24 protein-coding genes and 1 tRNA gene are annotated in these 23929 nt (G+C 70.4%); 9 read left to right on the forward strand and 16 right to left on the reverse strand.

Annotated features, from left to right (window positions below; genetic code table 11):
• Positions 1 to 147: 147 nt before the first annotated feature.
• The 5 genes from lpdA to ACLFOB_RS07035 form a co-directional block, all read right to left on the reverse strand.
• On the reverse strand, positions 148 to 1542 hold the full coding sequence (lpdA, locus tag ACLFOB_RS07015; RefSeq protein ID WP_410925621.1) for a dihydrolipoyl dehydrogenase: 1395 nt from the start codon (positions 1540 to 1542) through the stop codon (positions 148 to 150).
• A 104-nt stretch (positions 1543 to 1646) separates the two neighbouring features.
• Positions 1647 to 2231 carry a DUF924 family protein gene (locus ACLFOB_RS07020; protein WP_410918497.1) on the reverse strand — a complete coding sequence of 195 codons (585 nt, stop codon included), beginning with the start codon at positions 2229 to 2231 and terminating at the stop codon, positions 1647 to 1649.
• A gap of 120 nt (positions 2232 to 2351) precedes the next feature.
• Positions 2352 to 3623, reverse strand: coding sequence for an MFS transporter (locus ACLFOB_RS07025; RefSeq protein WP_410918496.1), 1272 nt, complete (start codon positions 3621 to 3623; stop codon positions 2352 to 2354).
• 101 nt (positions 3624 to 3724) lie between these two features.
• Positions 3725 to 4777 (reverse strand): tRNA preQ1(34) S-adenosylmethionine ribosyltransferase-isomerase QueA, encoded by a 1053-nt coding sequence (gene queA / locus ACLFOB_RS07030; RefSeq protein ID WP_410925622.1) that lies wholly within the window; start codon positions 4775 to 4777, stop codon positions 3725 to 3727.
• 5 nt (positions 4778 to 4782) lie between these two features.
• The gene (locus tag ACLFOB_RS07035; RefSeq protein WP_410925623.1) at positions 4783 to 8043 is read right to left on the reverse strand and encodes an AsmA-like C-terminal region-containing protein; all 3261 of its coding nucleotides are present in this window, start codon (positions 8041 to 8043) and stop codon (positions 4783 to 4785) included.
• Positions 8044 to 8131: 88 nt separating this feature from the next.
• Here ACLFOB_RS07035 and ACLFOB_RS07040 point away from each other — a divergent pair, with 88 nt between their 5' ends.
• The 5 genes from ACLFOB_RS07040 (at position 8132) to ACLFOB_RS07060 (ending at position 12939) form a co-directional block, all read left to right on the forward strand.
• Positions 8132 to 8599: a peroxiredoxin gene (locus ACLFOB_RS07040; RefSeq protein ID WP_410925624.1), complete on the forward strand. Its 468-nt coding sequence runs from the start codon at positions 8132 to 8134 to the stop codon at positions 8597 to 8599.
• A complete protein-coding gene (locus ACLFOB_RS07045) occupies positions 8596 to 9411 on the forward strand; it encodes a ferritin-like domain-containing protein (protein WP_410925625.1) in 816 nt (271 codons plus the stop codon). The genes ACLFOB_RS07040 and ACLFOB_RS07045 overlap by 4 nt, the downstream gene beginning before the upstream one ends.
• A gap of 186 nt (positions 9412 to 9597) precedes the next feature.
• A complete protein-coding gene (locus ACLFOB_RS07050; protein ID WP_410916968.1) occupies positions 9598 to 10908 on the forward strand; it encodes a DUF5930 domain-containing protein in 1311 nt (436 codons plus the stop codon).
• Positions 10898 to 11461, forward strand: coding sequence for a bactofilin family protein (locus ACLFOB_RS07055; protein WP_410916966.1), 564 nt, complete (start codon positions 10898 to 10900; stop codon positions 11459 to 11461). Before ACLFOB_RS07050 ends, ACLFOB_RS07055 begins: the two co-directional genes overlap by 11 nt.
• 74 nt (positions 11462 to 11535) lie before the next feature.
• Positions 11536 to 12939, forward strand: coding sequence for an MFS transporter (locus ACLFOB_RS07060; protein WP_410925626.1), 1404 nt, complete (start codon positions 11536 to 11538; stop codon positions 12937 to 12939).
• Here the strand turns inward: ACLFOB_RS07060 and ACLFOB_RS07065 are convergent.
• Complete coding sequence (locus ACLFOB_RS07065) at positions 12912 to 13496, reverse strand: HNH endonuclease (protein WP_410916962.1); 585 nt, start codon at positions 13494 to 13496, stop codon at positions 12912 to 12914. The genes ACLFOB_RS07060 and ACLFOB_RS07065 overlap by 28 nt on opposite strands.
• Positions 13497 to 13711: 215 nt before the next feature.
• On the opposite strand from ACLFOB_RS07065, the gene ACLFOB_RS07070 reads away from it, so the two are divergent.
• Positions 13712 to 14158, forward strand: coding sequence for a VOC family protein (locus ACLFOB_RS07070; protein WP_410925627.1), 447 nt, complete (start codon positions 13712 to 13714; stop codon positions 14156 to 14158).
• Positions 14159 to 14293: 135 nt separating this feature from the next.
• Positions 14294 to 14914, forward strand: a complete 621-nt coding sequence (locus ACLFOB_RS07075) for a thiamine phosphate synthase (protein ID WP_410916960.1) — start codon at positions 14294 to 14296, stop codon at positions 14912 to 14914.
• On the opposite strand, the gene ACLFOB_RS07080 is transcribed toward ACLFOB_RS07075, so the two are convergent.
• The 3 genes from ACLFOB_RS07080 to ACLFOB_RS07090 all read right to left on the reverse strand — a co-directional run bounded on the left by ACLFOB_RS07080 (position 14895) and on the right by ACLFOB_RS07090 (position 16820).
• On the reverse strand, positions 14895 to 15731 hold the full coding sequence (locus ACLFOB_RS07080) for a lysophospholipid acyltransferase family protein (RefSeq protein WP_410925628.1): 837 nt from the start codon (positions 15729 to 15731) through the stop codon (positions 14895 to 14897). The genes ACLFOB_RS07075 and ACLFOB_RS07080 overlap by 20 nt on opposite strands.
• Positions 15728 to 16504, reverse strand: coding sequence for a GNAT family N-acetyltransferase (locus ACLFOB_RS07085; protein WP_410925629.1), 777 nt, complete (start codon positions 16502 to 16504; stop codon positions 15728 to 15730). Before ACLFOB_RS07085 ends, ACLFOB_RS07080 begins: the two co-directional genes overlap by 4 nt.
• A 133-nt stretch (positions 16505 to 16637) precedes the next feature.
• A complete protein-coding gene (locus ACLFOB_RS07090; RefSeq protein ID WP_410916955.1) occupies positions 16638 to 16820 on the reverse strand; it encodes a DUF3553 domain-containing protein in 183 nt (60 codons plus the stop codon).
• Between ACLFOB_RS07090 and ACLFOB_RS07095 the strand changes: the two genes are divergently transcribed.
• Entirely contained in the window at positions 16819 to 17445 is a 627-nt protein-coding gene (locus tag ACLFOB_RS07095) for a histidine phosphotransferase family protein (protein ID WP_410925630.1), read from the forward strand. The two genes, ACLFOB_RS07090 and ACLFOB_RS07095, sit on opposite strands and share 2 nt — an antisense overlap.
• Positions 17446 to 17475: 30 nt before the next feature.
• Here the strand turns inward: ACLFOB_RS07095 and ACLFOB_RS07100 are convergent, their stop codons facing one another.
• From ACLFOB_RS07100 to ACLFOB_RS07130, 7 genes are all read right to left on the reverse strand, one after another.
• Complete coding sequence (locus ACLFOB_RS07100) at positions 17476 to 18741, reverse strand: glutamate-5-semialdehyde dehydrogenase (protein WP_410925631.1); 1266 nt, start codon at positions 18739 to 18741, stop codon at positions 17476 to 17478.
• 47 nt (positions 18742 to 18788) lie between these two features.
• On the reverse strand, positions 18789 to 19895 hold the full coding sequence (gene proB, locus ACLFOB_RS07105) for a glutamate 5-kinase (protein WP_410925632.1): 1107 nt from the start codon (positions 19893 to 19895) through the stop codon (positions 18789 to 18791).
• The gene (obgE, locus tag ACLFOB_RS07110; RefSeq protein ID WP_410918185.1) at positions 19883 to 20920 is read right to left on the reverse strand and encodes a GTPase ObgE; all 1038 of its coding nucleotides are present in this window, start codon (positions 20918 to 20920) and stop codon (positions 19883 to 19885) included. Before obgE ends, proB begins: the two co-directional genes overlap by 13 nt.
• A gap of 56 nt (positions 20921 to 20976) precedes the next feature.
• On the reverse strand, positions 20977 to 21516 hold the full coding sequence (locus ACLFOB_RS07115) for a GNAT family N-acetyltransferase (protein ID WP_410918184.1): 540 nt from the start codon (positions 21514 to 21516) through the stop codon (positions 20977 to 20979).
• 100 nt (positions 21517 to 21616) lie between these two features.
• Entirely contained in the window at positions 21617 to 21886 is a 270-nt protein-coding gene (gene rpmA, locus ACLFOB_RS07120; RefSeq protein WP_410918183.1) for a 50S ribosomal protein L27, read from the reverse strand.
• A 6-nt stretch (positions 21887 to 21892) separates the two neighbouring features.
• Positions 21893 to 22534, reverse strand: a complete 642-nt coding sequence (locus tag ACLFOB_RS07125) for a 50S ribosomal protein L21 (RefSeq protein ID WP_410918182.1) — start codon at positions 22532 to 22534, stop codon at positions 21893 to 21895.
• A 204-nt stretch (positions 22535 to 22738) separates the two neighbouring features.
• The gene (locus ACLFOB_RS07130) at positions 22739 to 23566 is read right to left on the reverse strand and encodes a DUF2059 domain-containing protein (RefSeq protein ID WP_410925633.1); all 828 of its coding nucleotides are present in this window, start codon (positions 23564 to 23566) and stop codon (positions 22739 to 22741) included.
• Positions 23567 to 23838: 272 nt separating this feature from the next.
• On the opposite strand from ACLFOB_RS07130, the gene ACLFOB_RS07135 reads away from it, so the two are divergent.
• Positions 23839 to 23928: transfer RNA gene (locus ACLFOB_RS07135), tRNA-Ser, on the forward strand.
• The last annotated feature ends 1 nt before the right edge of the window (position 23929 follow it).

A 23929-nucleotide genomic window follows, 5' to 3' on the forward strand; every position in this document is an offset into this window, starting at 1 on the left:
CCGCCGTCTGGTCCTTCTGACCGCTGCCGGACGAACCGGAGCGGGGTCCTGTCTTTCCTCTTGCGGGAAATACCCTCGGGGGGTGAGGCGGCAAAGCCGCCGAGGGGGGCAGACAGCCCCCCTTGCCGGCCCTCGGGCGCGCGCCGCTCAGTAGTGCAGCGCGCGCCCGTAGGCGGCCAGCACGGATTCGTGCATCATCTCGCTCAGCGTCGGATGCGGGAAGACCGCCTGCATCAGCTCCGCCTCGGTCGTCTCCAGCGTGCGGCCGACGACGTAGCCCTGGATCAGTTCGGTCACTTCGGCGCCGATCATGTGCGCGCCCAGCAGTTCGCCGGTCTGCGCGTCGAAGACCGTCTTGACCAGCCCCTCGGGCTCGCCCAGCGCGATCGCCTTCCCGTTCCCGATGAAGGGGAAGCGACCGACCTTGACCTCGTGGCCGCGGTCCTTCGCCTGCGCCTCGGTCAGCCCGATGGAGGCCACCTGCGGGTGGCAGTAGGTGCAGCCGGCGATCTGGTCGGGCGTCACCGGGTGCGGATCGCCACCCGCGATCAGTTCGGCCACCGTCACGCCCTCGTGGCTGGCCTTGTGCGCCAGCCAGGGCGCGCCCGCGATATCGCCGATGGCGTAAAGGCCCGTCACCCCCGTGCGGCCCATCGGGTCGACCTTGACCTGCCCGCGCTCGACGGTGACGCCCGCCTCTTTTAGCCCAAGGCCTTCGGTGTTGCCCACGATGCCCACGGCGGAAATCACCGTGTCGAATTCGGCCGTTTCGGTCTTGCCGCCGCTCTCGATATGCGCGGTGACCGTGTCGCGCCCGCGCTCCAGCTTCTTCACGGTGGTCGCCGTGCGGATCGTCATGCCCTGCTTCTCGAAGGCCTTGCGCGCGAAGGCGCTGATCTCTTCGTCCTCCACGGGCAGGATGCGGTCCTGCACCTCGACCACCGTCGCCTGCGCGCCCATCGTGTGGTAGAAGCTGGCAAACTCGATGCCGATGGCGCCCGACCCGATGACCAGCAGCTTCTTCGGCATGTGCGGCGGCTTCAGCGCATGGCGATAGGTCCAGACGCGCTTGCCGTCCGCCTCGAGCCCCGGAAGTTCGCGGGCCCGCGCGCCGGTGGCGAGCACGATGTGCCCCGCCTCCAGCACTTCCTCGCCCGTGTCGGTCTTGACCGCGACGCGGCCCGAGCCGGCCAGCCGGCCCTCGCCGCGCACCACGGTCACCTTGTTCTTCTTCATCAGGTGATCGACGCCCGAGGCGAGCTGTTTCGCCACCTTGCGCGAGCGGTCGATCACCTTGTCGAAGTCGAAGCTCGCGCCCTCGACCTTCAGGCCGAAGTCGCCCGCGCGGTGCATCAGGTGATAGATCTCGGAGGTGCGCAGCAGCGCCTTGGTCGGGATGCAGCCCCAGTTGAGGCAGATGCCGCCCATGTGCTCGCGTTCGACGATCGCGACCTTCAGGCCCAGTTGCGCGCCGCGGATCGCACAGACGTAGCCGCCCGGTCCCGCGCCGATCACGATCATGTCGAAGGGTTGTGCCGCCATCCGCGTCCCCTGCCTTGCCTGCCTCGGGTTTCGGCGGAGACGCTATGCGAAACGCCCGCCCACGACAATGCCACGGGAAGGGATCACGGCAGTGGCCATGCGGCTCAGGCCGGCTCGGTCGCGCCCATCTCGCGCACCACCGCGCCATAGCCGCCGTGCTCGAGAAAGCTGCGCTCCGGCCCGGTGTCCGGACGGCCAAGCGCCACGTTGCGATAGGGGAAGCGGCCGAAGCGGCGGATGACCTCGCGGTGCGCGCGCGCGTGCTTGAGGTTTTCCGCCCCGGTCTGCGGCATCCGTTCCAGGATCAGGCGCACGCTGCGGTCCTGATCGCAGAGGTTTTCGGAATGCATCAACGGCAGGTAGAAGAACTGGCGCGCGGGCTCGTCGATCTTCATGTCCCAGCCGCGGTGGATCGCGGATTTCGCCGCCGCGAGCGCCGCGGCATCGGTGGCGAAGGCGCGGCGCTCGCCGCGGAACATGTTGCGCGGAAACTGGTCGGTGAGGATGACGTAGGCGAGCACGCCGGCGGGGTAGGTCAGCCAAAGCGCAAAGCGCCCCTCGGCCGCGCCCTGCCAAGCGGAGAGGAAGCGGTCGCGGATAAGCGCGTCCAGATCGGGGTCGACCGCATACCAGCCCGCGGGCCCGACCTCGTCGAGCCAGAATTCCAGCACCTCGTCCACGCCCGTCATCCTGCTCATCCTCCGGCGGTTTGTCGTCATTGACACCGAGTTAAGGATGCCTTGCGCGGGCGCTCAACAGGGCTGGCTTCACGAATTGCAACAGTCGCGACATCCGCGTGCCCGCCGCGCTCAGGGCGCGTCGGGCGGATTTTCCTGTTCTTCCAGTGCGGTATCGATGGCGTATTCCTGCGCGATCTCCACCGCGACGGGGGTGACGGTAGGACCGAGCGGCGCATAGCTGCCCGTTTCTTCGGCAGTGGGCGCGGGGCGTCGCGTCGTCCGCCAGGCGGCGTAGGCCACGAGCAGCGTGAAGAAGAACGCGATCGTCGCGAAGAAGCCGGCCGGCCCCACGATCTGCATCAGGCCGCCTGCGATGATCGGCCCGCCGATCGCGCCCAGCCCGTTGATGAAGACCAGCCCGCCGGAGGCCGCGGCCATGTCCTCGGGCTGGAGAAAGTCGTTGGTGTGCGCGATGAGCAGCGAATAGAGCGGATTGGACACGCCACCGATGAGGAAGGCCGCCGCAAGCAGCATCTCCGGTTGCCCGGCGCCCAGCGCCAAGCCCAGCGCCGCGCCCCCCAGCCCGACGGCGGAAGCACCCAGGATCAGCACCCGGCGGTCCATCCGGTCCGACAGCCAGCCCAGCGGATACTGGATCACCAGCGCCCCCACGAAGAAGGCCGAGACGAAGATCGAGATCTGCTGGACCGACAGCCCGGCCTCGGCGCCATAGACCGCCGACATGCCGAACTGCGCCGAAAACACCGTGCCCAGCAGCAGCATCCCCACCGAGCCCAGGGGCGAGGCGCGGTAAAGCTCCAGCAGCGTCATGGGCTTCGCGGTGCCGAAGGACGGCGCGGGCGTCACCGACAGAAGGATCGGCGCGAAGGAGATCGAGACCAGCACCGACGGGATCACGAAAAGCACGAAGCCCGAAGGGTCGGCAACGACCAGCAGCGCCTGCCCCGCGATCAGCCCCACCACCTGAACCAGAACGTAGAGCGACAGCGTCTGGCCGCGCGTCTCGTTGGTGGCGGTGTTGTTGAGCCAGCTCTCGGCGGTGACATAGACGCCGGAGAAACAGAAGCCGATGATCAGCCGCCCGATCGCCCAGAGCCAGGGATCGGTGAACACCGGGAACAGGATCACCACGGCCGAGACCATCGAGGCCAGCGCGGAGAAGACGCGCACATGCCCCACGCGCGCGATCATCCGCGGCGCCATGCGCGAGCCGCCGAGGAAACCCATGAAATAGGCCGCCATCACCACCGACATCTCGAAGGCGGAAAAGCCCTCGATCTGGCCCCGCACGCCCAGCAGCGTGCTCTGCAGTCCGTTGCCGATCATCAGCAGCAGCAGACCAAGCAAGAGCGCCCAGGCGCTGTTGAGAACGGTGAGCATGGGAAGGCTCCGGCAGAGGTGTCGCGGTCTGCACTATAGCGAGCCGGGTCGGCGCGCTGTTCCCGGCGCGACGTGCGGCGGCGCCGTGCGCGACAGCCCTATCATCGCTCCGGCACGAGAAGCGAGGCGTCGCCGTAGGAAAAGAAGCGGTAACGTTCCGTGATCGCGTGGGCGTATATCCGCCGGATCCGCTCGGGGCCCATGAGCGCCGAGACCAGCATCATCAGCGTGGATTTCGGCAGGTGGAAGTTGGTCATCAGCGCGTCGGTCATGCGGAACCGGAAACCGGGGTAGATGAAGATGTCCGTATCGCCCGACCAGGGCAGCATCTCGCCGCCCTGCCCCGCCGTCTCGATCAGCCGCAGCGCGGTGGTGCCCACCGGGATGATGCGCCCGCCCGCGCGGCGCGTGGCCTCGATCTCGCCGGCCGCGGCCTCGCTCACCTCGCCCCATTCGGCATGCATGCGGTGGCGGGTGACATCGTTCACCTTGACCGGCAGGAAGGTGCCGGCGCCGACGTGGAGCGTGACATAGGTCATCCCGATGCCCGCCGCGCGCAGCCCGTCGAGCAGCAGGTCGTCGAAGTGCAGGCTTGCGGTGGGCGCAGCCACGGCGCCCGGCCGCCTTGCCCAGACGGTCTGATAATCCTCGCGGTCCTGCGCGTCGGGCGCGCGCCGGCGCTCGATGTAGGGCGGCAGAGGCATCGCGCCCGCCCGCGCCAGCGCCTCGTCGAAATCCTTGCCCGCCAGGTTGAACTCCAGGATCGCCCGGTCCTCGTCCCGGCCCTGCATCCGGGCCGAGAGGTCGTCTGAAAAGCGGATCACCTCGCCCCCGGCCAGCTTCTTCAGCGGCTTGACCAGCGCCGTCCAGAGCCCGCCGGGCCGCGGCTCCAGCAGCGTCACCTCGATCCGCGCCTCGGTCGCGCCCTCGGGGCCGTGGCGGCTGCGGGTGCCCGTCAGCCGCGCCGGGATCACCCGCGTGTCGTTCAGGATCAGCCGGTCGCCCGCGCGCAGGAAAGACGGCAGATCGCGCACCACCGCGTCGGTGATGCGGTCGCCCTCCGCCACCAGAAGCCGCGCGGCAGAGCGCGGGCGCGCGGGGCGGGTGGCGATCAACGAGTCGGGCAGGTCGAAGTCGAAGTCGGAAAGCTGCATGGCGCTCACTGGCTGACTTGCGGAGGGGGTCGGCGAAAGATTTCCCTGAACATGCCGGGGGTCAAGGCCGAGAGCGGGTTGACGCTGACCTGCGGGTCCTCTCCCGTGCCGCGCAGGCGGAAGTTGACCCCGAAGAGCCCCTCTCCCTTCCGTGTGAGAACCGCGCCCACGACGTTCAGCATGTAGATGGGCGACAGCACCCCCTGCATGTCCATCCGCCCGGTGGCGAGGTCGTGATAGCCGTCCATCGAAACCCCCATGGACGGCCCCACGGCGGAGGAGCGCGTCAGGATCACCTGTCCCGGCGTGAGACGAAAGCTGGCCTCGACTGCGGAAAAGGCGATGCCGGGACCCTGAAGCTGGTCGATGATGCCCACGATGCTGATCGCGTCGAGCAGCGCGGCCAGCGCGGGCGTGTTGCGCATTCGGGTGTCGGTGATCCTGAGTTGCCCGTCGAAGGTGCCGGGGGCCCCCGTGGGCAGCAGCGTCAGGTCCATCGCCCCGCCCGCCGCGTTGCGGAAGATGCCGCTTGCGCGCAGGGCGCGGCCCGCGTTGTCGGAGCGGATGCGCACCGCCGTGCGGCCGCGCACCGGGACCAGCGTGCCCTGTATCGGCGCGGACCCGTTGACGCGCGCCGTGAACTGCCCGTCCAGCGCCGCGCCAGCGGTCAGCCGCCCCGTGAAGCCGGTGAGCGCGATGCCGTCGGAAACGGTCAGGCGCTCGAGTCGCAGCGCGACGGGTGCAGGCGGGCCGGCGCCGCTGCCACCGCCCGACCTCTCCGGCAGCGCGCGCAGATCGACCGTACCGCCCGCGATCTCGACGGCCGGCGGGCGGCCCGGCCCGCGCGGGCGCAGCGTTACCGGAGCGTCAAGCCAGCCGCCCGCGCGGACCCTGTCGAAGCGCGCGGCCGCGAGCCCGCCGCCCCGGGCCAGCTCGATGGTGCCGCTGGCGGACAGGCCCGGCGCCTCCAGCGCGATCCGGTCGATCCGCGCGGGGCGGCCAAGGCTGCCGGTCACGCGCAGGTCGCCGCGCGCGCCTTCCGCCAGGCGCCAGCCGAGCGCGTCGATCGACAGCCCGAGCCCGTCCAGCGCGGAGGTGAGGGTGAAGGCGGGTGGCGCGTCCTTCGGCAGCAAGAGGGCCAGCGTGGCGGGGGCCGCGCCGCTGACTGCTCCGGGTGGCAGGCTCACGCCGAAGCTGTCCAGAAGCGTACGGTCGAGCCGCAGTTCCGCGCTGACGCGCCCGCTCTCGCCCGGCGCCAGTGGCTGCGTCCAGCGGCCCGCGACGGGCAGACCGTCAAGCGCCGCGGCCCCCTCCACCGTCAGCGCCGTGTCGTCCAGCCGCGCGTCGAGCCGCGCGGCGGTCAGGCGGCGGCCCGGCACGATCGTTTCGCTCGCAACGCCGTGCAGCACGCCGGAGAGGTCCAGCGCCAGATCCTTCGGCCTGAGAGTCTTTCGCAACGACAGGCCGATCCGCCCCTCGACCGAAAGCCGGCCGGAGGCGATGTCCGGCGTGCGGCCGGCCCGTGCAAGCAGCCGCAGCGGCGGCTGGTCGATCAGCCAGAGCGCGTCGGCGAGGGCGCCGTCGGCGACAAGCCGCACCTCTGCCGGCGCCTTCGGGATGCGCGCGTCGGGAATGACGAAGCTGGTGCCGGCGATGTCGATCCTGCCATCGGTACCTGACGTCACCTGCCCGGCATGGGCGGTCGCGGCGAACCTTGCGTCGTGCAGGCTGATCTGTCCGGCGGCCCCTTCGATGGGCGGCATCTGCGGCAGGAAGCGGATGCGCGCCGCCTCGAAACCCGCCGTGAAGGAGACGATGGGCTCCGCGCCTGGCTCTGCCCGGACCGCGGCCTGCGCGCGCGTCACCTGCCCGGCAAGCAGGTTTTCCGCGATCCATCGCCGCGCCTGCGGCGCCCACCCCTCGGGCCACCAGGTCGTGACCATATCCGGCGTCACACCCTCCGTCTGCGCGTCGAGTGCGATCCGCCAGCCCTCTGCGCCCACGTCGGCACGGCCCGACAGCCGCAGGGGCAGCGCTGGATCGTCGATCCGCAGCCGGCCCAGCCGCACCGCAAAGGGATCGAGGCGCACGGACAGGTCCGCCTCGGCCCCTTCCAGCGTCAGCGCGTCGGCGTAGAGCCGCCCGGGCTTCGCGGTCACCTCGCCCAGCGTCAGTTGCGAAGTCAACCGCGTTGGCCAGCCGGTTTCGAGCCCGTGCAGCACGGCCTCCGCCTGCGCCGTCAGGCTGATGAGTTCGCTGTCGAGCGCGATCTCGTCGAAGCGCAGGATCGCCGTGGCAGGGTCGTAGGTGAAATAGCTGCGCGCCGCGCGGAACGGGATGGGCCGCGCCGCCATCTCCGGCCGCAGGACCCCCTCGCCGATCTGCAGCGTCGCGTGCAGCGGCCCCAGCGTGCCGTCCTCCGCGACCGCCGAGCGCAGCGCGCCCGAAATCGGCGCGTTCAGCACGCCCAGCCAGGCCAGCGCCGGCGACTGGGTGGCGATGTCGGCGGCCTCCATCCCCTCGAATTTCGCGCCGAAGCTGACCGCCTGTGCACCGATCGTGCTTTCCGCGTTGAGTTCCAGCGTCGCTGCCGCATCACGTCCCGAGAGCAGCGCGAAATCCGCCGCGACGCGCAGCCGCCCGTCGCTTCGCGTCAGCCGCAGTCGGCCGCCATCGGCCGTCCAGCCGCGGCGCGCGCGCGCATCCTCGTAGCGCAGGGTCAGGCCATGCGCCTCGACCCGGTCGAGACCGGCGAAGGCGGCGTGTTCTGCCCAGCGGTCGATCGCGGCGACCGCCGCACCCGGCGAGTCGAAGCCGGTGCCGGCCCCGCCCAGGGCGAAGTCGAAGCGACCCTGCCGATCGCGCCGGACCTGCAGGATCGCGCCGGAAAGATGCAGTTCGTTCAGTTCCGCCTTGCCCCACAAGAGCGGCGCGGGTGCGAGCACGCCCCGCATCTGCGCAAGGCTCGCCTGCGGCGTGCCGCCGGCGTCGGTCAGAGTGACGCCCGCAAGCGACAGCATGGGCCGTCCGTCCCGCTCCAGCGAAAGCTCGATGGACTCGAAGGACACGCCCAGTCCCGGCATGGCGACCGCAAGCCGCGCTGCCACCCGTTTTTCCAGCCAGCGCGGCGCGGTCACGCTGAGATCGCTCAGGGCGATGGCCGTGGCCGCGACGGCAAAGCTGGCAAGCCCCGCAAGGGCCGCGACGACCAGGCGGCGCGCAAGACAGGTCCGGGGGGGATGCGGACTGCCCTCCGCTTCGGTCATCGCGCGCGCGCCTCCCGCCTTTATTCCTGCGTCTTCGCGCCTAGTATCACATGCGCGTTGACGCCAGACCAGTCGAGGACACGATCCCATGAGCGAAACCATGACCGATACGGTCGCACCCGATTTCACCCTGCCCGTCACCGGCGGTGGCGAGGTCACCCTGTCCGCCTTGCGCCCAGCGCCGGTGGTGCTGTTCTTCTATCCCAGGGACGACACCTCTGGCTGCACCAGGGAGTCGATCGCCTTCTCCGGTCTGAAGGAGGAATTCGACAAGCTGGGGGTGAAGGTCTTCGGCATCTCGAAGGACCCGATCAAGAGCCACGACAAGTTCATCGCCAAGCACGAGCTGACCGTGCCGCTGCTGTCGGACGAGGGTTCCGACGTGTCCGAGAAATACGGCGTCTGGAAGGAAAAGAGCATGTACGGCAAGACCTTCTGGGGCATCGAACGCTCCACCTTCCTGATCGACGGCGAGGGGCGCATCGCGCGCGCGTGGCGCAAGGTGAAGGTGCCGGGCCACGCGGAGGAGGTTCTGGAAGCCGCACGCGCGCTGTGAGCCCGAGCCTCGCGGAACGGGCGGTGGAGGTGCTTTCCACCGCCGACGCCGCCGAAAAGGCACGGCTCTCTCGGGCGCATGCGGCGGCGTGGTTTTCGGCGCGCGAGGCCGGCACGCCGCTCCCCGTTGGCCGCGCGGCCCCGCCGCTGCGGCCCGCGCGCCCCGCCCGGCCCGAGCTGCTCGATCCGCGCAAGGTGCCGAAGCGGCGGCCCGGCTCTGCCGAGGGGCGCGCCGCGCTTTTGCACGCCGTCGCGCATATCGAGCTCAACGCGGTGGACCTGCATTGGGACATCGTCGCGCGCTTCGCGCATGTGCCGATGCCGGCGGGCTTCTACGACGACTGGGTGAAGGCCGCCGATGAGGAGGCGAAGCATTTCGGCCTGCTGTCCGACTGCCTCGCCGCGCGCGGCAGCCACTACGGCGCATTGCCCGCCCATGCCGGCATGTGGCGCGCGGCAGAGGACACGGCAGAGGATTTCATGGGCCGTCTTGCGGTCGTGCCCATGGTGCTGGAGGCGCGCGGCCTCGACGTGACGCCGGACATGATCGCGCTCTTCCGCAGGCATGGCGAAGAGACCGCCGTCGCCGCGCTGGAAACGATCTATGCCGAAGAGGTGGGACACGTCGCCTACGGCGCAAAGTGGTTTCACTTCCTCTGCGGACGGGAAAACCACGACCCGAAGGAGGCATTCCACACCCTCGTCCGGCGCTATTTCAAGGGCGCGCTGAAGCCTCCGTTCAACGAGGAAAAACGCGCCGAGGCCGGGCTTCCGCCCGATTTCTACTGGCCGCTGGTGGCCGAGGAACGCTGAAAGCGCGGGGCGTAACGGACGGTGCTCGGCGGATTTTCGCCAGTTTCGCGCAAAACCGGCCGGCTTCCGTTAATGTCCTGTCAAAAAAGTTGCCCCTCCCGTCGCCAGTCGCTAACCAATCCGCCAAGGCGTCGGCTTTGGGGAGGTCGAGCGCCGTGACCGAGACGGGTGCGAGGGGCAGGCTTCGTGCGGACGCAGCTGGCGATCAGACTTCATGCGCTCCTTGAGCGCATGTTTCCCGAGAAACGGTTGTTTCTCAAATCCGACGAAGACATGCGCTTCATCCGGCTCAGGCCGGGGACGCAAGCCTTCGCGATGCTGGGCGGAACGCTCGTCGTCGGCTGGGCGATCCTGGCGACGGCGATCCTGCTGATGGATGCGATCGGCGGCGGAAACTTCCGCGAGCAGGCCCGCCGGGACCTGGAGACCTATCAGGCGCGGCTCAACGATCTTGCCGATCAGCGCGACGCGCGCGCGGCAGAGGCGCTGGCGGCACAGGCCCGCTTCGACACGGCGCTCGAACAGGTCTCGGTCATGCAGTCCGAGTTGCTGGCGTCAGAGACGCGGCTGCACGAGCTCGAGACCGGGCTGGAGATCATGCAGGCCCTGCTGCGTGACAAGGCGCGCGAGCGCAACGCCGCGCAGGAGCGGCTGGCGATGCTGGAGCGCGCGCTGGAAGAGGACGGCGCGACGCCCGGCGAGGCGGCTGGCGAGGACACCACCGTCACCTTCCTGACCCGTGCGCTGGCCGAGACCGCAGCCGAGCGCGACCGCATGGCCGCCGACGCCGAAGAGGCGCTGCTTGCAGCCGACCGCATGGCGACCGAACTGAGGCTCACGCAGGACCGCAACGAGACGATCTTCCGCCAGCTCGAGGAGGCGATGCTCGTCTCGGTCGAACCGCTGGACGAGATGTTCGAGCGCGCGGGCCTCGATTCCGACCGCCTGCTCGAAGAGGTGCGCCGCGGCTATTCCGGCCTTGGCGGGCCGCTTACCCCCATCAGCCTGTCGACCCGCGGCGCGCTGCCCGATCCCGGTGCCGAGCGCGCGGGACGCATCCTGAACAAGCTCGACGAGCTCAACCTCTATCGCATCGCGGCGGAAAAGGCGCCCTTCGCCCTGCCGGTCAAGGGCAACTACCGCTTCACCAGCGGCTTCGGGATGCGCTGGGGCCGGATGCACAAAGGCGCGGATTTCGCCGCTGCGCACGGCTCACCGATCTATTCCACGGCCGACGGGGTCGTGACCCATGCCGGCTGGCTTTCCGGCTATGGCCGGCTGGTCAAGATCCAGCACGAATTCGGCATCGAGACCCGCTACGCCCACATGTCGCGCATTCGCGTGAAGGAAGGCCAAAGGGTATCGCGCGGCGACAGGATCGGTGATATGGGAAACAGCGGACGATCGACCGGCACGCATCTGCACTACGAAGTCCGTGTCGGCGGCAAGGCCGTCAACCCCATGATCTACATCAAGGCTGCGAGAGATGTTTTCTAAGAGCAAGATCAACGAGCCCGGGCCCAAGGCCGCGGAGCCCGCGCCCGCCCCCGCGGCAGAGAGCGCGCCCGTGTCGCGCTCTGGCGACTACAGCTCGACGGTGCACAAGCCCAAGCCGTCGCCCTCCGTGCTCTCCTCCGACCTGCACATCACCGGCAACGTCAAGACCACCGGCGACATCCAGGTCGAGGGCACCGTCGAGGGCGACATCCGCGCGCACCTGCTCACCATCGGCGAATCCGCGACCATCAAGGGTGAAGTGACCGCCGACGACGTGGTCATCAACGGCCGGATCGTCGGCCGCGTGCGCGGACTGAAGGTGCGGCTGACCTCGACCGCGCGGGTGGAAGGCGACATCATCCACAAGACCATCGCGATCGAATCCGGCGCCCATTTCGAGGGCTCGGTGCAGCGTCAGGACGACCCGCTGACCGGCGGCAGCCAGTCGCGGCAGACCCCGGGCGTTCAGGCGCCGGCCGGTGGCCAGCAAGCAGGCGGCCAGCAGACCGCACAGGCGAAGCCGCAGGCCGCATCGCAGAAACGGGGCGCCTGAGCGTCCCGGCGCGGCCGCCCACCGTGCGGGCGGCCGCGCGTCCCCCGATCTGCGCGCCGCGCGACCGCGCATGGATGCTGACGGCCGCGATCCTGGCCTCTGCACTCGGGTTCATCGACAACAGCGTCGTCGCCATTGCCTTGCCGGCGATCCGCGACAGCCTGGGCGCCAGCCTGTCGCAGGCGCAGTGGATCAACAACGCCTACATGCTGCCGCTCTCGGCGCTGATCCTCGCAGGGGGCGCGGCGGGCGACCGTTTCGGCCTTGTGCGGGTGTTCGGGGTCGGCATCGCCGTCTTCCTGCTGGGCTCTGCCGCCACGGCGCTGGCCCCCACGCCCGAGACGATGATCGCCGCCCGCGCGCTCAAGGGTCTGGGTGCGGCGGCGATGGTGCCGGGCTCGCTCGCGCTGGTGGCGCGGGCCTATCCGCGGGCCGAGCGCGGGCGCGCGATCGGGCTTTGGGCTGCGGCCTCGGCGCTGACCACGGCGGGCGGCCCGGTGATCGGCGGGCTGATCCTGTCGGCGGGGGCAGACTGGACATGGCGGCTGGTGTTCGCGCTGAATCTGCCGCTGGGTGCGCTTGCGCTGTGGATGCTTGCCACCCGCTCGCAGCCCGACCCCGGCAGGCCGGACGCGCCGGTGGACTGGGCGGGCGCGGCGCTTGCGACCGGCGGTCTGTTCACGCTGGCATGGGGTCTGACGCGGCCGGGTCAATGGCCGCTGGCGGCGGCCGGCCTCGTCATCTTGGGTGTCTTCGTGTTCTGGCAGGCGCGGGCACCGGCGCCGATGATGCCTCTTGCGCTCTTCCGCAGCCGCGCCTTTTCCGCCGCCAACGGGCTGACTTTCGCGCTCTACTTCGCGCTCTCGACGATGCTCTTCTATATGCCCATGGCGCTGATCGGCGGATGGGGCGTGAGCGAGGCGGCGGCGGCGGCGGCCTTCGCGCCGCTCGCCCTGCTGGTCGGCACGCTTTCGGGCCTGGCGGGCCGAATCGCGGACAGGATCGGGCCTGCCCCCCCGATTGTGGCGGGCGCTCTGACGGCGGCGGCAGGCTACGCCGCGCTGGCCCTGACCGCACCGGAGGCGAACTACTGGGGCCGCGCGCTGCCGGCCCTGGGTGTGGTGGGCCTGGGGATGGCGATGCTGGTCGCACCGCTCTCGGCCGCCGTGATGGGCGCCGTCGAGGATGCCCAGGCCGGCGCGGCCTCCGGCATCAACAACGCGGTCACGCGCATGGCCGGGCTGATCGCGGTGGCCGCGATGGGCGGCGTGGCCGCAGCGGCCTATGGCGCCGCGGGCGGGCCGGCCAGCTTTGGCGAGACCTCCGCCGCAGCGGGGCATCTGGACGCGACGAACGCCGCGCTCGCGACGCTCGCCTGGACGGGCTGCACGCTGGCGCTGGGCGCCGCGATCATCGCCTGGCTGGGGCTGCGCGAGGTGCCGCCCGCTGCTCAGGCCTCCAGCTCGGCGTCCCAGTAGAGGAAATCCAGCCAGCTTTCATGCAGGTGGTTGGGCGGGAACTTGCGCCCCTGGTTGCGCAGCTCCTCCGCGCCTGGCTGGCGCGGCGGCTTGCGCAGGTTCATGCCGGCCTGCCGCAGGCTCTTTGCCCCCTTGCGCAGGTTGCACTTCGCGCAGGCGGCAACGACGTTCTCCCAACTGGTCACGCCGCCCGAGGCGCGCGGCACCACGTGATCGAACGTCAGATCGCCCGTCGCGCCGCAATACTGACAGGCGAATTCGTCCCGCAGAAAAAGATTGAAGCGCGTGAAGGCCACGCGCTTCCTGGGTTTCACATAATCTTTCAGAACCACCACCGACGGTATTCGGATCGTGGTGGAGGGGCTGCGCACGACATGGTCGTATTCCGCCACGATGCTCACCCGGTCGAGCCAGACCGCCTTGACCGCCTCCTGCCACGGCCAGAGCGAAAGCGGATAATACGACAGCGGGCGATAATCGGCATTGAGCACCAGAGACGGATGTTGCCGGAGCGCCGAAGGCTCCCTCACGAAACTCGTCCTGAAATCGCCGTCCATCGCGCCCCGCGCCTCCGCCCGCTGGTGCGGTGCGCCGCCCGGCCTGGCCCGACCGATCCGGCGCCCGCTGACTCTGGATCACTATATATCGCGTCGGCCTCGCGACAAGCCCCGCAATATACCGTGCCCCGGTATTGCCCTAGCCCGAAGCTGTAACGCCCGCATGACGGGCAGGACCGCTGACAAACCGGCGGCGCCTTGCTAATATCAACGTCATGTCCCCGCCCGAGGAAAACGACCCGCACCCCCCTGCCCCTTCCGTCAGCGGTGTGCTGGAGGCTGCCGTCTATGCCCGCGACCTCGACGCGGCCGAGCGCTTCTACGGCGGCACGCTGGGACTTGAGCGCATTCAGCGGATCGGCAAGCGGCACGTCTTCTTCCGCGCGGGCGCGCAGGTTGTGCTGGTCTTCAACCCCGACGAGACGGTGAAGCCGCCCGGCAACCCGCGCCTGCCCGTCCCGCCGCATGGGGCCGAGGGGCCCGGGCACCTGTGCCTTTCGGCCAGCGCCGAGCAGATCGACCGCTGGCGCGCCCGGCTCGCGGCCGAGGGGGTGGCGGTCGAGGCGGATTTCCGGTGGCCCAACGGCGCGCGCTCGATCTACTTCCGCGATCCGGCGGGCAATTCCCTGGAGATCGCGGAACCGTGGCTCTGGGATCGCTAGCCTGAACCGGGTCGGGACGGGCGCGTTTCGCGGCGGACCGGTAATCGGCCCCGTGCGATCCGGAAGGGCGGCAGGAGGCATGGTCAAGCCGCGTGCGGCGGGCTAAGAGGCAGGCCGCAGCGACGAGAGGTGCGCATGGCCGAGGACGATCGCCCGCAGATCTACCTGATCACCCCGCCCGAGATCGACCCGGAGGAATTCGGTCCACGTCTTGCCGCCGTGCTCGACGCGCATCCCGTGGCCTGCCTGCGGCTGGCGCTCGCGACACAGGATGCCGACACGGTGGCGCGCGCGGCGGATGCGCTGCGCGAGATCGCACATGCGCGCGACGTGCCGCTGGTGGTGGCCGAGCATCTGGCGCTGGTCGAACGGCTGGGCCTCGACGGCGTGCATCTGGACGACGGCGCCCGGTCGGTCCGGCGCGCGCGCGACCTGCTGGGTCCCGAGGCGATCGTGGGCGCCTACTGCCATGCCTCGAGCCACCAGGGGATGAGCGCGGGCGAGGCGGGCGCGGACTACATCTGCTTCGGGCCGGTGGCCGACACCGGGCTGGGCGACGGGACCGTGGCGGAACGCGAGCTTTTCGCCTGGTGGTCCGATGTGATCGAGTTGCCCGTCGTGGCCGAGGGCGCGCTTGACGCCGCGCATGTGGCACAGCTTGCCCCGGTGGTGGATTTCTTCGCCGTGGGCGAGGAGATCTGGCGCGCGGCGGAACCCTCCGAGGCGCTGGCCGCGCTCATCCGCGCGATGGGTTGAGGGCGCGGTCCAGCCCCGCGCGCACCGGCACCTCCAGCGCGCGCGCCAGCGCCTTGCGGTCGGGATGGTCGGCCACTGCCACGGGCGGATGCCAGATCACCTCGACCCGGCCCCGACCGGGCGCGGCCAGCACGCGCAGCAGATGCGGGCCGAAGTCCATGTCGCCCCACCAGCCGTAGAAGCTGTCCGCCTGCCCCGGCGGCGCATGCCAGGCGAGGGTGACGGGCTGGATGCGCATGTCGCCGATCCCGTCGTCGAAGAAGGCGTCGAACAACGTGGGCACGAAGGGCAGCACGCGCCGCCCGTCGGTCGAGGTGCCCTCGGGAAAGAACAGCAGCCGGTGACCAAGGCGCAGGCGGTTTGCGAAGGCCGCCCGCTGATCGCGCGCCGCCCGCCGGTCCCGGGCGATGAAGAGCGTGCCGGTGGCGCGCGCCAGCCAGCCGATGCCGGGCCAGCCCGCGACCTCGGCCTTGGCGACGAAATAGAGCGGCGTGCAGGCATTGAGCGCGAAGATGTCGGCCCAGGACGCATGATTGGCGACCATCGCGCCCGCCCCCCGGATAGGCCGGCCCCGCGCCTCCAGCCGCACGCCCAGAAACCACAAGGCCGCGCGGCAGACCCCCACGGTGATCCAGGGCGTGACGGGGCGCCGCGTGCCCCAGATCAGCCGCTCGGGTCCCCGCAGGAGCAGCTTCAGGGCAAGGCCGCCGAAGATGGTCAGCGCCAGCGGTGCGCCGAACAGCAGCACGCGCGCCGATCCCAGCGGACCGATGGGCTGCGGCGCGGGCGGCGCGGCCCCCCGCCAGGTGCGGCTCATGCACGGTTGCCCCGATAGATCGCCGCCTGCCGGGCATTGAGCCGGGCGGTGTCCATCACGAGGCAGACGTCGGTGGTGTTGAAGGCGTGGTCGACGAAGGCGCCCTCGCCCACGAAGCCGCCCAGCCGCAGGTAGGCCTTGATCAGCGCGGGCACCTTCAGCATCGCGCGGCGCCGGTCGATCGCGGCCTCGGGCATCAGGTCCATGGGCGTGAAGGCGCGCGAGCGCACGCGCAGCTCGGGCGGCGCAAGGTGGCGGTGATGCAACAGCGACAGCGGCTCTGCCAGCGCCTGCGGATCGGTGCCGTGGAAACTCGCCACGCCGAACAGGATCTCGATGCCGCGCGCCTCGACGTAGTCGGCCAGAGCGGTCCAGAGATGGAACATCGCCGCGCCGCCGCGATAGTCGGGATGCACGCAGGAGCGGCCCAGCTCCAGCAGGCGCCGCCCGGAAGCCAGAAGCGGGCGAAGGTCGTATTCGTCCGCGCCGTAGAACTGACCCGCCGCCTGCGCCTGGTCCGACCGCATCAGGCGATAGACGCCGACGACGTGATCGAGGGCCGCGGCGTCGCGGGCCGGATCGACGAGGATCAGGTGATCGGCAAAGGCGTCGAAGCGGTCACGCTCCAGCCGCGCGGCATGATCCACCATGGCCCCCGCGGCCCCCAGTTCCTCGACGAAGACCGCGTAGCGCAGACGCTGGGCCGCAAGGCGGTCGGCCTCGTCCTCGGCGAGACGGACGAGGAACTGCGGCTCGGGTCGGGGGGCGGCCATCGTCATCGCGCACCGGGGATCAGGGGACTTGGGCTGGGGTTGCGCCCGCGTCATAAGCAAGGCGCGGCGGCTTGGCAACAAAGCGCGGGGCGGCCCACGACAAGGCCGGGCATTTACCTTTCGGTAACCGGAATCACGGCTCCATGACCGGCGTGAGGGTTATGCGGGCGCCGTCGATGACCACCTTGCCCTCTTCCCGGAAGTTGACGGTGATGCGCCCGCCGATGTTGGATTGAACCTGCCCGACGCCCCAGTCGGGCCGGTCGGGATGACGCACCAGCATCCCCGGTTCGAGAAGCGCGTTGAGGTCGGACATGTCTGTGCTCCCTGCCGAGGTTCCCAAGCAACCTAGTGCGGATCTGGCCGCGCTGATAGGGGCGCGCATCTGTCACGACCTCGTGAGTCCCGTGGGCGCGATCTCGAACGGGCTTGAACTTCTGTCGCTGTCGCCGGGGGCACCGGTCGGGCCGGAAATGGAGCTGATCGCCGAAAGCTGCGCCAGCGCACAGGCGCGGCTGGGCTTCTATCGCATCGCCTTCGGCAGGCGGTCGGTGTCCGAGGTGATTGGCAGCGGCGATGCGGCGGCCCTCGTGCAGGGGCATTTCGCGGACACCCGGCTGGAGGCCGCGTGGGCGGCCGAGGGCCCGCTGCCGCGGGCCGAGGTGCAGCTTGCGTTCCTGGCTCTGCTCTGCGTCGAAACCGCGCTGCCGCGCGGTGGCGCCGTCCGGGTGGACCGCGAGGGCGGGCGCTGGCACCTGCACGCGGAAGGGCCGCGGGTCGCCGCGCACCCCGCGCTTCTGGCAATTCTGCGGGGCGATGCGCCGGCAAGCGATATCACGCCCGCGCAGGTGCAGTTCGCGCTGCTGGCTCTGCGCATGTCGGAAGCCGGCCGTCAGACCCTGACCGAGGCGGCCGAGGATCGGATCGCGATGACCGTCTGACCGGCGTCCGGTCCGCCCCGCCGTTTCGTTTCAGGGCCGTACCGTCCCGTCCCCCTCGACCAGATACTTGAAGCTGGTGAGTTGCTCCGCCCCCACCGGACCGCGCGCGTGCAGCTTGCCCGTGGCGATGCCGATCTCGGCGCCCATGCCGAACTCGCCGCCGTCGGCGAACTGGGTGGAGGCGTTGCGCATCAGGATCGCGCTGTCGAGCCGCTGGAAGAAGCGGGCCGCGGCCGCGTCGTCCTCGGTCAGGATCGCGTCGGTGTGCTGCGAGCCATGGGCGCGGATGTGCTCGATCGCCGCGTCGATGTCGGGCACGACCTTCGCCGCGATATCCATGTCGAGGTATTCGCGGCCCCAGTCCTCTGCCGTGGCGGGCACCGTGCCCTCGATCCGGGCCAGCCGCTCGTCGGCATGCACGCGCACGCCCGCCTCGATCAGCCGCCGGATCACGCCCTGCCCGATCGAATCGACCACCTCGGCGTGGATCAGAAGGCATTCCGCCGCACCGCAGATGCCGGTGCGCCGCGTCTTGGCGTTCATCACGACCTTCAGCGCCTTCACCGGGTCGGCCGCGGCATCGACATAGATGTGCACGATCCCCTCGAGATGGGCGAAGACCGGCACACGCGCCTCGCGCTGCACGAGACCCACGAGGCTCTTGCCGCCCCTCGGCACGATCACGTCGATATGCCCGGTCATGCCAAGCATCGCGTTCACGGCGGCACGGTCGCGCACCGGCACCATCTGGATCGCGTCACGCGGCAGGCCCGCGGCCCAGAGCCCCTCCTGCAGCGCGGCATGGATCGCGCCGGAGGAATGCAGCGATTCGGAGCCGCCGCGCAGGATCACGGCGTTTCCGGCCTTGAGGCAGAGCGCGCCGGCGTCGGCGGTGACGTTCGGCCGCGATTCGTAGATCACGCCGATCACCCCCAGCGGCGTGCGCACCCGCCGGATGTGCAGGCCCGAGGGCCGGTCCCAGTCCGCCATCACCTGTCCCACCGGGTCGGGCTGCGCGGCGACGGCGCGCAGGCCCTCGACGATGCCGCCGATCCGGCCCTCGTCGAGCGCGAGGCGGTCCATCATCGCGTCAGACAGACCCTTTTCCCGGCCGAACGCAAGGTCCTTCGCGTTGGCCTCCGCGACCTTCTCCCGCGCCTCCCAGAGCGCGTCTGCGGCGGCCTCGAGCGCGCGGGTCTTGGCGTCGGAGGGCGCAAAGGCCAGCTCGCTCGCCGCGGCGCGGGCGCGTCGGCCCATGCCTTCCATCAGCTCGGAAATCTCGGTGAGGTCCTTCATGGGACAGCCTCCTGTCTCGGGCCAGGCCCTTATACCTCAAATGACCGTCAGAGCGCCATGTCGTCGCGATGGATGAGCGCCGCGCGCCCCGGGTAGCCAAGCAGCGCCTCGATCTCGTCCGAACGGTGGCCGGCAATGGCGCGCGCTTCCTCGGCGGTGTAGCGCGACAACCCCTGCCCCAGCTTGCGCCCTTCGGCATCGAGAATCGCCACCGGATCGCCCCGGCCGAAGGTGCCCCTCGCCGCCGTCACGCCCGCGGGCAGCAGGCTCTTGCCGCGCCCAAGTGCTGCCGCCGCGCCCGCGTCCACGCGAATCTCGCCCCGCGGTTTCATCGCCGCGATCCAGCGCTTGCGGGCAGAGGCCGGGTCGAGCCCTGGCAGGAACCAGGTGGCTGGCGCCCCCTCTTCCAGCGCGCGCAGCGGATGGTCGCGCGTGCCCAGCGCGATCGCCAGCGCGCAGCCGGCGGCCATCGCGGTGCGCGCCGCCATCAGCTTGGTCTTCATGCCGCCGCGCGACAGGCCGGAGCCCGCATCGCCCGCCATCGCCTCGATCTCCGGCGTGATCTCCTCCACCGTTTCGAGGCGCCGGGCTGTGGAGTCCGTGGCGGGATTGGCGGTATAAAGTCCGTCGACGTCCGACAGCAGCACAAGCCGGTCCGCCCCCACCGTGACCGCGACCTGGGCGGCGAGGCGGTCATTGTCGCCGTAGCGGATCTCGTCGGTGGCGACGGTGTCGTTCTCGTTCACGATCGGCACCGCGCCCAGGCCCAGCAGCGTGCCCAGCGTGGCGCGCGAATTGAGATAACGGCGGCGGTCGGCGCTGTCCTCGAGCGTGACCAGCACCTGCGCGGCGGTCAGCCCGTGCGGCGCCAGCGCCTCCTCGTAGGCGCGGGCAAGGCGGATCTGCCCCACGGCCGCCGCCGCCTGGCTCTGTTCCAGCGGCAGGGGCCCCTGCCCCAGCCCGAGCGCACCGCGCCCCAGCGCGATGGAGCCTGATGAGACGATCACCACCTCCGCGCCCTGCCCCTTGAGCCAGGCGACATCGGTGGCGAGCTTGGCCAGCCAGTCGGCGCGCAGGCCGCCGCTCTCGCGGTCCACCAGCAGCGCCGAGCCGATCTTGACGACGATGCGCGCCGCGCCGGTCAGGGACGCCACGGCGCATCCTCCTGCCCCTCGGCGGCCTCCGCCGCGCGGGAGGCGTCGATCTGTGCCCTGAGCGCGCGCAGCACCTCGGTCAGCCCCTCGCCGCTCACGCCGGAGATCTCGTGCACCTGCGCGCCGCAGGCCGCGCGCAGCTCTGCCACGGCCGCCGCCCGCGCCTCGGGCTCCAGCGCGTCGACCTTGCTGAGCGCGGTGATGCGCGGCTTGTCGTTAAGGTGCCCGCCGTAGAGTTCCAGCTCGCGGATCACGGTGCGCCAGTCCTCGGCCACCGTCGCGGACGTGCCGTCCACCAGATGCAGCAGCACCGCGCAGCGTTCGACATGGCCCAGGAAGCGGTCGCCGATGCCCCGGCCCTCGTGCGCGCCCTCGATCAGTCCCGGGATGTCGGCCACCACGAATTCGTGCCCGTCCACGCCCACGACGCCGAGATTCGGATGCAGCGTGGTAAAGGGGTAGTCCGCGATCTTCGGCCGCGCGTTCGAGGTGGCGGCAAGGAAGGTGGACTTGCCCGCATTGGGCAGCCCCAGCAGCCCCACGTCGGCGATCAGCTTCAGCCGCAGCCACAGCGTGCGCTCGACACCCTCCTGCCCCGGGTTGGCGCGGCGGGGGGCCTGATTGGTCGACGTCTTGAAATGCAGGTTGCCCCAGCCGCCGTTGCCGCCGCGGGCGAGCAGGACACGCTGGCCCACCTGCGTGAGGTCGGCGATGACCGTCTGCTGATCCTCTTCCAGGATCTCGGTGCCCACCGGCACGCGCAGGGTGATGTCGGCACCGTCGGCGCCGGTGCGCGCCTTGCCCATGCCGGCGCGGCCGTTCCGGGCGAAGAAGTGCTGCTGATAGCGGAAGTCGATCAGGGTGTTGAGCCCGTCCACGGCCTCTGCCCAGACGTCGCCGCCGCGGCCGCCGTCGCCGCCGTCCGGTCCCCCGTATTCGACGAACTTCTCCCTGCGGAAGCTGACCGCTCCCGCCCCGCCCGAACCCGAGCGGATGTGCACCTTGGCCAGATCGAGGAACTTCATGCGCGCGCGGCCTCCTCAGCCGGTGCCGCGCGCTCTAGCGCGGCGCGCGGGCAGGCTCAATCGAGTTTGCGCGTGTAGGTCCAGGTGTCCACCTTGGCCCCACGCGCGACGGAATAGGCCTCGGCATCGCCAAGATAGGCGAAGCCGCACTGCGTGAGCACCCGCGCCGAGGCCGCGTTGTCCTGAAACACCGATGCGAACATCGCCGTCTGTCCCAGCGGGTTGGCCATGACCAGCGCGCGCACCGCCTCCTGCGCGAAGCCCGTGTTCCAGAAGGCCGGGCCGACCCAGTAGCCAAGCTCCGACTGGTCGCGGTCCATCCGCTCCAGCGCGATCAGACCCATGAGCTCCGGCCCGCCGTGGCGTGTGGCGTCCATCGCCCAGACATCCTCGACCCGGTCGTCCGAAAGCGCCCGCCCGACGAAGGCCTCTGCCGCGCCGGGTGGCAGGGGATGCGGGATTGACCGCGTCATGCTGGCAACGCGAAAATCGCCCGAATAATGGGCAATCAGCCCCACGTCGGAGCCGCGCAGCGGCCGCAAATCGAAGCGCGCGGTCCGGATGACCGGCTGGCCGGGACGCGTCTGGACGGTCATGTCTCTCCTCCCCGAAAGACCTGCGCGCCGCCTCCCCCAAAGCAGTCGGGGGACCGGCCGCGCCGGTCCCCCTTGACTAAGTCGCGTTGTCGGGAACGGCTTACTCGGCGGCCTCCGCCACGGGTGTCACCGATACGAAGGTGCGGCCCTTGAACCCCTTGTGGAAGGTCACATGCCCCTCGACCTTGGCGAAGATGGTGTGATCCTTGCCCTGGCCCACGCCCTCGCCCGGCCACCACTTGTTGCCGCGCTGACGCAGGATGATGTTGCCGGGAATCGCGTGCTGCCCGCCATAGAGCTTGACGCCCAGGCGGCGGCCCTCGGAATCGCGGCCGTTGCGCGACGAGCCGCCCGCTTTCTTGTGTGCCATCTGCCTTTACTCCTTCTCTGCGGCGAGTGCCCTGGCCTGCTCGACCCAGCCCTCTCGCTCGATGCGACCCTTGAACGAGAGCTTCTCGTCGAAGTCTGCGACATCCTCTTCCGTCCAGGCCGCGATCTGGGCGAAGCTGGTCACGCCTGCGCCCTGCAGCTTCTCGGCCAGCTTGGGGCCGACACCCGACAGCCTGGTCAGGTCGTCGCCGTCGGCAGTCTGCGCCTTCGGCTCCGCGGCCCTGGTCGCTGCAGGCGCCTCCGCCGCGGCGGGGGCTGCCGTGCGTGGCGCCTTGCCCGCGCCGATGGCCGCCTTCACGCCGGAACTGTCGGCGCCCTGCTCCAGTATCTCGGTCACCCTGATCAGCGTCAGCTGCTGGCGGTGGCCCTTCGTGCGCTTCGACGAATGCTTGCGCCGGCGGCGGACGAAATGGATGACCTTCTCGCCCTTGATCTGTCCGAGCACCTCTGCCTGAACGGCAGCACCGTCGACAAGCGGGCTGCCGACGACAGGGCTCGTGCCGCCCAGCATCAGCACCTCGTTGAACTGCACCGTCTCGCCGGCCTCGGCCGCGAGCTTCTCGATCTCGAGCGTGTCGCCGGGGGTGACGCGATACTGCTTCCCGCCGGTCTTCATGACCGCAAACATGGGCCTCTTCCTCTGTTCTCCCGCGTCCTTCGGCCCCCGGATGCTCCGGGCGTTGCGGGCCGGGTGCATCCGGCCGCCTCGGACAGCGCGCCCCGCGCGGGGCGGCGTTGACAACGAAACGGGCGCGGCCTGCATCGGCCCCGCCCAAGATGCGCGCTTATCGGACCGGCCGTAGCGGATGTCAAGCCCGCGCGGGCCGCCGCCTCACAGATCGGTCGCCCGCATCTCGCGCGCCAGCGCCAGTCCAAGCGCATAGGAAATGTCCGCATACATCGGGTCGAAGCCCGCAAAGAGCGCGCGGTTCATCGCGCGCCCCGCGTCGGTCTGCGACAGGGCGACATAGTCTTCAAGCAGCTCCGGCGCGACAGGATCGTAGGCCAGCAGCAGGAACCCCATCAACCACTCGCGGCTGTCCGTGCGCGTCTCCTCTTCCTGTGCCCAGACCTCTGCCAGCATCTCGTCCTCGGTCATCTCCAGCGCGCCTGCGTCCGCCAGCCCGCGGTAGAAGGCGAAGTTGGAATTCAGCGCGCCCGTGACATTGGCCTCGACGAGGTCGTTGGTCTCGACGAACTCGCGCACCAGCAGGAACCGGTCGTCGGGGTCCCGCGCCCGCGCGAGATAGTCCTCCCGCGCGGCCTCCTCCACATCCTCGTCCATCATCGCACGCCGCGCGCTGATCTCCAGCGACACCAGCCGCCGCGCCCCGGGCGACTCGAAGAAGGCGATCAGCGGCGCGGGATCGGTCCCCGACATCGACGCGGCAAAGCCCTCGCGCAGCGTCTCCTCCATTCGCGCGGGGTCGTAGATACGCGCGACCGTCCCGGGCCACTGTCCCGACGCGCCGCGCGGCAGCATCTCGTCGGCCAGCGCGGCGCCGTAGTCCAGCCCCTCTTCGTGCATCACCTCGACGACCTCCGGAAGGCCCATCAGGTCGACCAGATGCATGACGTCGCCCGACCGGGCCGCGGCACGCTCGGCCGCGAGGCCCGCCGGAACGAGCGTGAGCACGATGGCGCAGGCGCGCAGGAACATGACCGACCCTCCGGTGTGACGACGCCCAGACTAGATGTCGGCGACGGGCAATCCAAGAGGCGCGCAGCCTCCGGGATCCCGAATTTCCGGTTGCGTGCCCAGACACCCTTCGCTAGACCGCACCCGACCCGCGGATGCAATGTGCGACCGTCCGGCACCTGCGAGGCGCCGGACGCCTCGCCAAGGCGACACGGCGCAGCGCACCGACACACGCGCCGCCGGAGAACCCGCGTCTCGCCAGCCCGGCCTCCACACCCGGTCGCTGGACGGAAGGACAGGTGGCCGAGTGGTCGAAGGCGCCGGTTTCGAAAACCGGTAGGCGTTAACGCGTCTCGTGGGTTCGAATCCCACCCTGTCCGCCAC

Source organism: Rhodosalinus sp., assembly GCF_046542825.1.
Lineage (GTDB): Bacteria > Pseudomonadota > Alphaproteobacteria > Rhodobacterales > Rhodobacteraceae > Rhodosalinus.

Coding starts and splice junctions, on each gene's coding strand:
- lpdA (WP_410925621.1), bottom strand. CDS start 1,542: ATGGCGGCACAACCCTTCGACATGATCGTGATCGGCGCGGGACCGGGC.
- ACLFOB_RS07020 (WP_410918497.1), bottom strand. CDS start 2,231: ATGACGGGCGTGGACGAGGTGCTGGAATTCTGGCTCGACGAGGTCGGG.
- ACLFOB_RS07025 (WP_410918496.1), bottom strand. CDS start 3,623: ATGCTCACCGTTCTCAACAGCGCCTGGGCGCTCTTGCTTGGTCTGCTG.
- queA (WP_410925622.1), bottom strand. CDS start 4,777: ATGCAGCTTTCCGACTTCGACTTCGACCTGCCCGACTCGTTGATCGCC.
- ACLFOB_RS07035 (WP_410925623.1), bottom strand. CDS start 8,043: ATGACCGAAGCGGAGGGCAGTCCGCATCCCCCCCGGACCTGTCTTGCG.
- ACLFOB_RS07040 (WP_410925624.1), top strand. CDS start 8,132: ATGAGCGAAACCATGACCGATACGGTCGCACCCGATTTCACCCTGCCC.
- ACLFOB_RS07055 (WP_410916966.1), top strand. CDS start 10,898: ATGTTTTCTAAGAGCAAGATCAACGAGCCCGGGCCCAAGGCCGCGGAG.
- ACLFOB_RS07060 (WP_410925626.1), top strand. CDS start 11,536: ATGCTGACGGCCGCGATCCTGGCCTCTGCACTCGGGTTCATCGACAAC.
- ACLFOB_RS07065 (WP_410916962.1), bottom strand. CDS start 13,496: ATGGACGGCGATTTCAGGACGAGTTTCGTGAGGGAGCCTTCGGCGCTC.
- ACLFOB_RS07070 (WP_410925627.1), top strand. CDS start 13,712: ATGTCCCCGCCCGAGGAAAACGACCCGCACCCCCCTGCCCCTTCCGTC.
- ACLFOB_RS07075 (WP_410916960.1), top strand. CDS start 14,294: ATGGCCGAGGACGATCGCCCGCAGATCTACCTGATCACCCCGCCCGAG.
- ACLFOB_RS07080 (WP_410925628.1), bottom strand. CDS start 15,731: ATGAGCCGCACCTGGCGGGGGGCCGCGCCGCCCGCGCCGCAGCCCATC.
- ACLFOB_RS07085 (WP_410925629.1), bottom strand. CDS start 16,504: ATGGCCGCCCCCCGACCCGAGCCGCAGTTCCTCGTCCGTCTCGCCGAG.
- ACLFOB_RS07095 (WP_410925630.1), top strand. CDS start 16,819: ATGTCTGTGCTCCCTGCCGAGGTTCCCAAGCAACCTAGTGCGGATCTG.
- ACLFOB_RS07090 (WP_410916955.1), bottom strand. CDS start 16,820: ATGTCCGACCTCAACGCGCTTCTCGAACCGGGGATGCTGGTGCGTCAT.
- ACLFOB_RS07100 (WP_410925631.1), bottom strand. CDS start 18,741: ATGAAGGACCTCACCGAGATTTCCGAGCTGATGGAAGGCATGGGCCGA.
- obgE (WP_410918185.1), bottom strand. CDS start 20,920: ATGAAGTTCCTCGATCTGGCCAAGGTGCACATCCGCTCGGGTTCGGGC.
- ACLFOB_RS07115 (WP_410918184.1), bottom strand. CDS start 21,516: ATGACCGTCCAGACGCGTCCCGGCCAGCCGGTCATCCGGACCGCGCGC.
- rpmA (WP_410918183.1), bottom strand. CDS start 21,886: ATGGCACACAAGAAAGCGGGCGGCTCGTCGCGCAACGGCCGCGATTCC.
- ACLFOB_RS07125 (WP_410918182.1), bottom strand. CDS start 22,534: ATGTTTGCGGTCATGAAGACCGGCGGGAAGCAGTATCGCGTCACCCCC.
- ACLFOB_RS07130 (WP_410925633.1), bottom strand. CDS start 23,566: ATGTTCCTGCGCGCCTGCGCCATCGTGCTCACGCTCGTTCCGGCGGGC.